The following is an 8,854-nucleotide window of genomic DNA, read 5'->3' on the forward strand; positions in this document are numbered from 1 at the left end:
AGTCATCTTCCAGAACAACGTGCGGCCTGATGTCGCACTCGACGGCGTCAGCATCGAACCGGTGTCGATGGTCACCCGCACTGCCAAGTTCGACCTCGATTTCGATATGCGCGAGGTGCGGGCCGAGGAGTCCGGTGCACTGATGGCGGCCGGCTCGGTGACTTACGCCACGGATCTGTTCGATCGGTCGACGATCGAACGGTTGGTGGCGTGGTTCGGCCGGGTTGTCGAAGCGGTGGTGGCCGACTCGTCGGCGGTGGTGGGCGAGGTGCCACTGCTCGACTCCGATGAGCGGGATCTGTTGTTGGGCAAGTGGTCCGGCGCTGACACCAGTGCACCGGTGGGTGTGGCGACGCGATTGTTGGCCGGCGCGGTTGCTGATGACGCGGGTGCGGTGGCTGTCGTCGACGGGTCGCGGGTGATGTCGTATCGGGAGTTGGACGACGCGTCGAATCGGTTGGCACGGCTATTGATCGACTTGGGAATCGGTCCCGAGCGTGCGGTCGGCGTGGCGATGGATCGGTGTGCTGAGCTCGTGGTGGCATGGTGGGCTGTGCTCAAGGCCGGTGGGGTCTATGTGCCCTTGGATCGGTCGCATCCGCGCGATCGCATCGCCACGGTGCTGGGCGCGGTGGATGCCGTGTGTGTGTTGACCTGTGGTACCGACGGTTTGGCGGGTGCGGGTACGCGCCGGGTTCTGCGGGTCGATGGACTCGACCTGACCCGCTACCGCAGCGATCCGGTTACCGATGTGGACCGCGTCGCGCCGGTGAGTGTCGAGGACGCGGCTTACGTCATATTCACGTCCGGATCGACCGGGACCCCGAAAGGTGTTGCGGTCAGCCACGCCGGACTACTCGGCGTCGCCGCCGCACAACGTGACCTGTTCGACTTGAGCGCTCGTTCTCGGGTACTGCTGGTGGCGGCTCCGACCTTTGACGCATCTGTATTCGAGATCGTCCTGGCGGTCGGTTCCACTGCGGCGTTGGTGGTCGCAGGGCCGGATTCCTATGCGGGAGAGGCGCTGAACGCGTTGGTGCTCGGGCAGTCTGTCGACGCAGCGGTTATGACACCGACTGTCCTTGCGACGCTGGATCGGGACGCTCTCGACGGGCGGCTGGACACGTTGATCACTGCCGGAGAGGCTTGCCCGGCCGAGCTGGTGGCCTCCTGGGCGCCGCACCGGAACATGTTCAACGCCTACGGTCCGACTGAAACCACGATCTGGGCCACCTGCACGCCTCCGCTGGCGGCCGGGGAATCCGTGGACATCGGCACTCCGATCGCCGGAGTGCGAGGACTGGTGCTCGATGCGCGGCTCAAGCCGGCTCCCGTGGGAGTCGTCGGCGAGTTGTATCTCAGCGGGCCCGCGCTAGCCCGCGGCTACATCGGCCGGCCGGATCTGACCGCGGATCGCTTCGTCGCCAACCCGTTCAGGACGGGTTCGCGGATGTACCGCACCGGCGATCTGGTGCGCTGGACCGCGGCGGGCACGCTGGAATACTTCGGCCGGGCGGATGCCCAGGTCAAGCTGCGCGGTCAGCGGCTCGAACTGGGTGAGATCGAGAACACCCTGTTGTCCTGTCCGCAAGTCAGCCGGGCCGCCGCGGCCATGCATCACGGCAACACCGGATCACATCTCATTGCCTATGTTGCCTTGGAAGACACCAGTACCGCGGCGCACGATGCCGAAGTCGTCGATCAGTGGCAGCAGATGTACGACGAACTGTACGACGCCGAGGCCGAGGCGTCGGAGTTCGGCAGCGATTTCCGGGGCTGGAACAGCAGCTATACGGGTGAACCGATTCCGCAGCACGAGATGCGGGAATGGCGCGCGGCCGCGGTCGATCGCATCCTCGCCTTACGTCCGCGGCGGGTGCTGGAGATCGGCGCAGGATCGGGACTGATCTTGTCGGAGATCGCGCCACACTGCGAGCACTATGTCGGCACCGATATGTCCGCCGTGGCTGTCGACACCCTCAGCCGCTCGTTGGAGCGGATGCAGATCCCCTGGCGCGACAGGGTGGAACTACTTGCCCAACCTGCGCACGTCACCGGGCCACTGCAGCAGGGTTACTTCGACACGGTGATCATCAACTCGGTCATCCAGTACTTCCCGAATGCCAGATACCTGGCCGAGGTCGTCGACAACGCCGTCAACCTGCTGGCCCCAGGTGGTTCGTTGTTCATCGGTGATGTTCGCAATCACAGCCTGCAGGGCGCGTTCCAAACCGGAGTGGTGCTGGCGCGTCATGCGAACGCCGACGCCGACGATGTCCGTCAGCGGGTGCAGCGGGCCGTGCTCGGCGAGCCCGAATTATTGCTGGCGCCTGAGTTCTTCACCAATCTGGCGGAATCGCTGCCCGCGGTGAACGGTGTCGACATCCGGGTCAAGCGCGGCGATGCCGACAACGAGTTGAATCGCTACCGCTACGACGTCGTCATTCACAAGGCACCGCGATCGGTCCGCTCGGTGGCCGACGTACCGGTCTTGACGTGGACCGAGTGTGCGGGGCTGAGCGGGCTGCACGCGGAATTGAAGACACGACGTCCAGCCGAGCTCCGTGTCGCGACGATCCCACGGACCGGTGTGATCGGCGATGTACAAGCCGAACAGGCATTGGCCGGTGTGCCGGTAACCGAGGCGTGGACCGACACCGTCACTCCAGAACAGCTGTATCGCTTGGGTGAGTCGCTCGGCTATCAGGTGGCGGTCACTTGGGGTGCGCAGGCCGGCACGCTCGACGCCGTCTTCATCGGTCCCATCGCCTCCGAGACCGACCTGATACTCACCGACGTGTATCAGTCGCATGCCGGCGCCCATCAGCGCAGCAGCTTCGCCAACGACCCAGACACCAATACCAAGCTCAGTGCGGTGCGGCAGTGGTTGGGTGCGCGGTTGCCCGAATACATGGTGCCAAGCCAGATAGTGGTGCTCGACGAGTTCCCATTGACGTCCTCCGGCAAGATCGACCGTAAAGCGCTGCCCGAACCGGTGTTTGGGGCCACGGCGTTCCGGGCACCGCAGACACCGACCGAGAAGACAGTCGCTGAGGTATTCGCCGAAGTGCTCGGGTTGGACCGGGCCGGACTTGACGACGACTTCTTCGCCCTTGGCGGCGATTCGCTGACCGCCACCCGTGTCGCTGCGCGCCTGCAAGTGGCGTTGGGCTGGGACGTGCCCGTCCGCTACTTGTTCGACGCGTCGACCGTCGGAGAGCTTGCCGGATGTCTGGATTGCAATCAGGGCGATACGACCCGTCCGCCCTTGCAGGCCATGCCACGCCCGCACGAGCTTCCGCTGTCATACGCCCAGCAGCGGCTCTGGTTCTTCGAGCAGCTGCAGGGGCCGTCGCCGGTTTACAACATGGCAGTGGCGTTGCGGCTCAAGGGCACACTGGACACCGACGCACTCGGACAGGCACTCGCCGATGTGGTGGCCCGGCACGAGAGCCTGCGCACGCTGTTCATCGCGCCCGCCGGGACACCCCAGCAGCTGGTGCTACCGATCGACCGGGTACACCTGCGCTGGCAGGTCGTCGACGCCTCGGGTTGGGGTATCGAGCGGCTGATGGAGTCGGTCGGCGCGGTAGCGCGCCACACATTCGATCTCGCGAACGAGATCCCTTTACGCGCAGATCTTTTCCGCGTCTCGGACAGTGAGCATGTGCTCGTCGCCGTCGTGCACCACATCGCGGCCGACGGCTGGTCGATCACGCCTCTCGTGCGTGACCTTGGCATGGCCTATGCCGGCCGGTGTGGCGGGCAGGCGCCGGACTGGGCACCGTTGCCGGTGCAATATGCGGATTACACGCTGTGGCAACGCGAATACCTGGGTGATATCGCCGATGTCGACAGCCCGATATCCGCGCAGCTGGCGTATTGGGAACAGGCGCTGGCGGGGCTTCCGGACCGCCTGTCCTTGCCCACGGACCGTCCCTATCCGCCAGTGGCCGATTACCAGGGCGCCAGCGTGGCCGTGCGGTGGCCGGCCGAGCTGCAGCGGCAGGTCGACCGCCTGGCTCGTGAGCACAACGTCACCAGCTCCATGGTGGTACAGGCCGCACTGGCTGTGCTGCTGTCGAGATTGAGCGCGAGTTCCGAAGTCGCGCTGGGACTCTCGATCGCCGGCCGTAGCGATCCGGCGCTCGACGAGCTGGTCGGCTTCTTCGTCAACACGCTTGTGCTGCGGATCGACCTGGCGGGTGACCCCACGATCGCCGAACTGCTCGACCAGGTCCGTCAGCGCGGCTTGGCTGCCTTCGAAAACCAGGATGTGCCGTTTGAACTGGTGGTCGATCGGGTCAAGCCGACTCGCAGCCTCGCGCATCATCCACTCGTACAGGTCGTCTTGTCGTGGCAGAACTTGTCCTGGCAGCACACCAGCGGCCCCGCCGCGGGGCTGGTACTGGGCGATGTGGAGGTCACCCCGATGGCAGCCGAAACTCACACCGCGCGAGTGGACCTCACATTCTCCCTGGGGGAGCGCTGGACCGATACCGGCGAACCCGCCGGTATCGATGGAACGGTCGAGTTTCGTACCGACGTATTCGACGCGGCGAGCGTTGAGCGGCTGATCGAGCGACTACGCCGGGTTCTAGTAGCGATTACCGCCGAGGCGGAGGGGTAAATCATGACCGCTGACCTGACCCGGCGTCTGTCGTCGATGGACTTCTTGGAAGAAGACGAGCACGACAGGCTGCTCGGGTGGGGGAACAAGGCGGTTCTCACCGAACCGGAGCCGGTGTCCGAGTCGATCCCCGTGTTGTTCGCCGCACAGGTGGCAACGGCTCCGGAGGCGGTAGCGGTCACCTTCGAAGGTCGCTCGATGACCTACCGAGACCTCGACGAGTCCTCGAATCGGTTGGCGCACCTGTTGGCCGGCGAGGGGGCAGGCCCCGGACAGTGCGTGGCGCTGTTGTGTGCCCGCTCGGCTGAGGCGATCGTGTCGATCCTGGCAGTGCTCAAGACGGGGGCTGCGTACCTGCCGATCGACCCGATGCATCCCGATGCGCGAATACAGTTCATGGTGAACGACGCCCGACCGATCGCCGCGATCACGACCGCGGGACTTGCCTGCCGGTTGGACGGGTGTGAATTACCCGTCGTCCAAGCGGTGGACCCGCGCATCGAAAACCATCCGTGCACTGCGCTGCCGGCGCCGGGATGCGATGACATCGCCTACCTCATCTACACGTCCGGCACCACGGGTGTGCCGAAAGGGGTTGCGATCACTCACCGCAACGTGACGCGACTGCTCGAGTCGGTCGACGGCAGCGTCGAGCTCGCGGGACAGGTGTGGACGCAGTGGCATTCGTTGGCGTTCGACGTCTCGGTATGGGAGATCTGGGGCGCGCTGTTGTACGGCGGACGGCTCGCGGTGGTGCCCGAATCGGTGGCGCGCTCGCCGCAGGATTTTCATGCTCTACTGGTGGCTGAGCAGGTCACGGTACTGAGCCAGACTCCGTCGGCGTTCTACGCGCTCCAAAGTGCCGACGCACTGCAGCCCGAGCTCGGACGCCGGCTGGAGCTCGAGGCAATCGTGTTCGCCGGGGAAGCTCTTGAGCCGCAACGTCTTCGCCCCTGGCTGGATCGGCACCCGGGCACCCCCCGCCTGATCAACATGTACGGCACCACCGAGACGACGGTGCATGCCTCGTTCCGTGAGATCTCGGAGGGCGACACCGACAGCGCTGTCAGCCCGATCGGGGTACCGTTGGCCCACCTCGCTTTCCTGGTGCTGGACAGATGGATGCAACCCGCGCCGGCCGGTGTGGTCGGCGAATTATATGTGGCCGGAGCGGGATTGGGATACGGGTATGTGCGCCGAGCTGGGTTGACCGCATCGCGGTTTCTGGCGTGCCCGTTCGGCGGCGCGGGTGCTCGCATGTATCGCACCGGCGACCTCGCGTGCTGGGGCGCTGCTGGGCAGTTGCAGTATCTTGGTCGGGCTGACGAGCAGGTCAAGATCCGCGGGTACCGCATCGAGCTCGGCGAAATCCAAGCCGCGCTGACCGAATTGGATGGCATCGATCAAGCGGCGGTGATCGCCCGGGAGGACCGTCCCGGTGACAAGCGCCTGGTCGGTTATGTCACCGAATCTGCCGCCGGGCCGGTCGATCCGGCCAAGATACGCGCCGCGCTGGCAGAGCGGTTACCGAGTTACATGGTGCCCACCGCGGTCGTGGTGATGGACACGTTGCCGCTTACGGTCAACGGCAAACTCGACAAGCGGTCCCTGCCTGCACCGGAATACATCGATGCCGACGGATATCGTGCACCGGCGACCGCGGTGGAAGAAATCCTGGCCGGTATCTACGCCCAGGTGCTTGGGTTGGAGCGAGTCGGGGCCGACGACTCGTTCTTCGATCTGGGCGGCGACTCCCTCTCCGCGACAAGGGTCGTCAACGCGGTCAACACCAGCCTCGAAGCCGCACTTGCGGTACGCACGGTGTTCGAGTCACCCACGGTGGCCCAGTTGGCGTCCCGTGTCAGCGAGGGCGCCAGTCAGCGGTCACCGCTCGTGGCGGGGATCCGGCCGGCCGTGGTGCCGTTGTCCTATGCCCAACAGCGGTTGTGGTTCCTCGATCAGTTGCAGGGTCCGTCGCCGATTTACAACATGGCAGTCGCATTGCGGCTGAGCGGGCGCCTTGATGCGGAGGCGCTGGGCCAGGCGCTCGCCGACGTGGTCTGCAGGCAGGAAACCCTGCGTACCGTCTTCACCGCAGTGGACGGGATCCCGCATCAAGTCGTGCTGCCCGTTGAGCAGGCCGACTGCGGTTGGAAAGTTGTCGATGCCGCGGGCTGGACAGCGGAACAGATGAGTACGGCCATCCACGCCGTGGCCCGCCACCCATTCGATCTGTCCAGCGAAATCCCGATCAAAGCAATACTTTTGCGTGCCGCAGCTGACGAACATGTGCTGGTCGTGGTGGTGCACCATATCGCCGCCGACGGGGCATCGGTGACGCCGCTCGCGCGCGATCTGGGAGAGGCTTATGCCAACAGGTGCGCGGGACAGTCGCCGGATCGGGCACCGTTGCCCATCCAATATGTCGATTACACGTTGTGGCAACAGGAGTGGCTGGGAAGCGAGACCGACCCCGACAGCGTTCTCTCCGCGCAGTTGGCCTTTTGGGAACAAGCGCTGACCGGTTTGCCCGAACGGCTGGAACTGCCCACCGATCGGCCTTACCCCCCGGTCGCGGATTTCCGTGGGGCGACCGTGACCGTGGATTGGCCGGCAGAACTCCAGCAACAGGTCCGTGTGTTGGGGCGCGAGCACAACGCGACCAGTTTCATGGTGATGCAGGCCGCGCTGGCATTACTGCTGTCCCAGTTGAGCAGCAGTTCCGATGTGGCCGTGGGATTTCCGATCGCAGGGCGTGGCGATCCGGCGCTGGACGACCTGGTGGGCTTCTTCGTCAACACCTTGGTGCTGCGGGTCGACATCGACGGCGACCCCACCGTCGCCGAATTGCTGGCCCAAGTGCGTCAGCGTAGCCTGGCGGCCTTCGAGCACCAAGATGTGCCATTCGAGGTAGTGGTCGACCGGCTCAATCCGACGCGCAGCCTGGCCCATCACCCACTGGTGCAGGTGATGTTGGCGTGGCAGAACTTCGCCGGAGATACAGCCACCGAATCGGCATTGGGCGACGTGAAGGTCACTCCGTTGCACGCAGACACCCTGGCCGCCCGAATGGACTTGACATTCGCACTGTCCGAGCGATGGACCGCGACTGGTGATCCCGCGGGAATCGGCGGAACTGTGGAGTTCCGTACCGATGTGTTCGATGCGGCCAGCATCGAGAACCTCATCGGGAGACTGCGCCGGGTGTTGACGGCGATGGCTGCCGACCCGGCGCGGTTGTTGTCGTCGGTGGATCTGCTCGATGAGGGTGAGTACTCCCGGTTGGACGGACTCGGTAACCGTGCAGTCCTGACCGAGCCCGCCCACGGGGAGTCGATTCCTGAGGTGTTCGCGCGGCAGGCGGCACGTGTTCCGGATGCGGCGGCGGTCAGCTTCGCGGGCCGCTCGATGACCTATCGGCAACTGGACGAGGCGTCGAATCGGTTGGCCCGCTTCTTGGCGGCTGAGGGGGTACGGCCGGGTCATTGTGTGGCGCTGCTGTTCGATCGGTGCGCAGAGGCGATCGTGGCGATGCTGGCCGTGCTCAAGACAGGCGCGGCTTACGTCCCGATCGACCCGATACTGCCCGATGCACGTATCGAGTTCATCGTGTCTGACGCCGCCCCGACGGCCGCGGTGACCACCGCGTCGTTGGCCGAGCGGCTCGCGGGCGCCGATCTGATGATCGTCGATATCGACGACGCTCGGATCGATGCGCAGCCGAGCACCGGACCGGCTGCGGCCGAAGCCGACGACATCGCGTACCTCATCTACACATCCGGTACCACAGGGGTGCCGAAACCCGTTGCCATCACACACCGCAACGTTACCCAGCTGCTGGCACCGCCGATCACACATCTGCCGGCACACGTGTGGGCACAGTGGCATTCTTACGGCTTCGACGCGTCGGTGGAGGAGGTTTGGGCCCCCCTCCTGCATGGTGGAAAGCTCGTGGTGATCCCCGAGTCGGTGACCGGCTCGCCGCGGGAGTTGCATGCACTGCTGGTGGCCGAGAACGTCGGCGCATTGAGCCAGACGCCCTCTGCGTTGGCGCTGCTGGAGCCGGCGGGCCTGGAGTCGATGGCGCTTCTCGTTGCCGGCGAGCCATGCCCCGCTGATGTGGTGGATCGGTGGGCGCCGGGTCGGGTGTTGGTCAATGGTTATGGTCCGACCGAGACCACGATATGTGCGTCCAGGACTGGGGCACTCCGGTCCGGGTTGAGT

At 65.2% G+C, this 8,854-nt stretch carries 1 pseudogene; it reads left to right on the forward strand.

Features of this window, described 5'->3' with window-relative positions:
• A pseudogene (locus tag ACRCUN_RS34065) lies at positions 1-8,854 on the forward strand (amino acid adenylation domain-containing protein); the annotation flags it as partial.

The organism is Mycobacterium venezuelense (genome assembly GCF_054919535.1).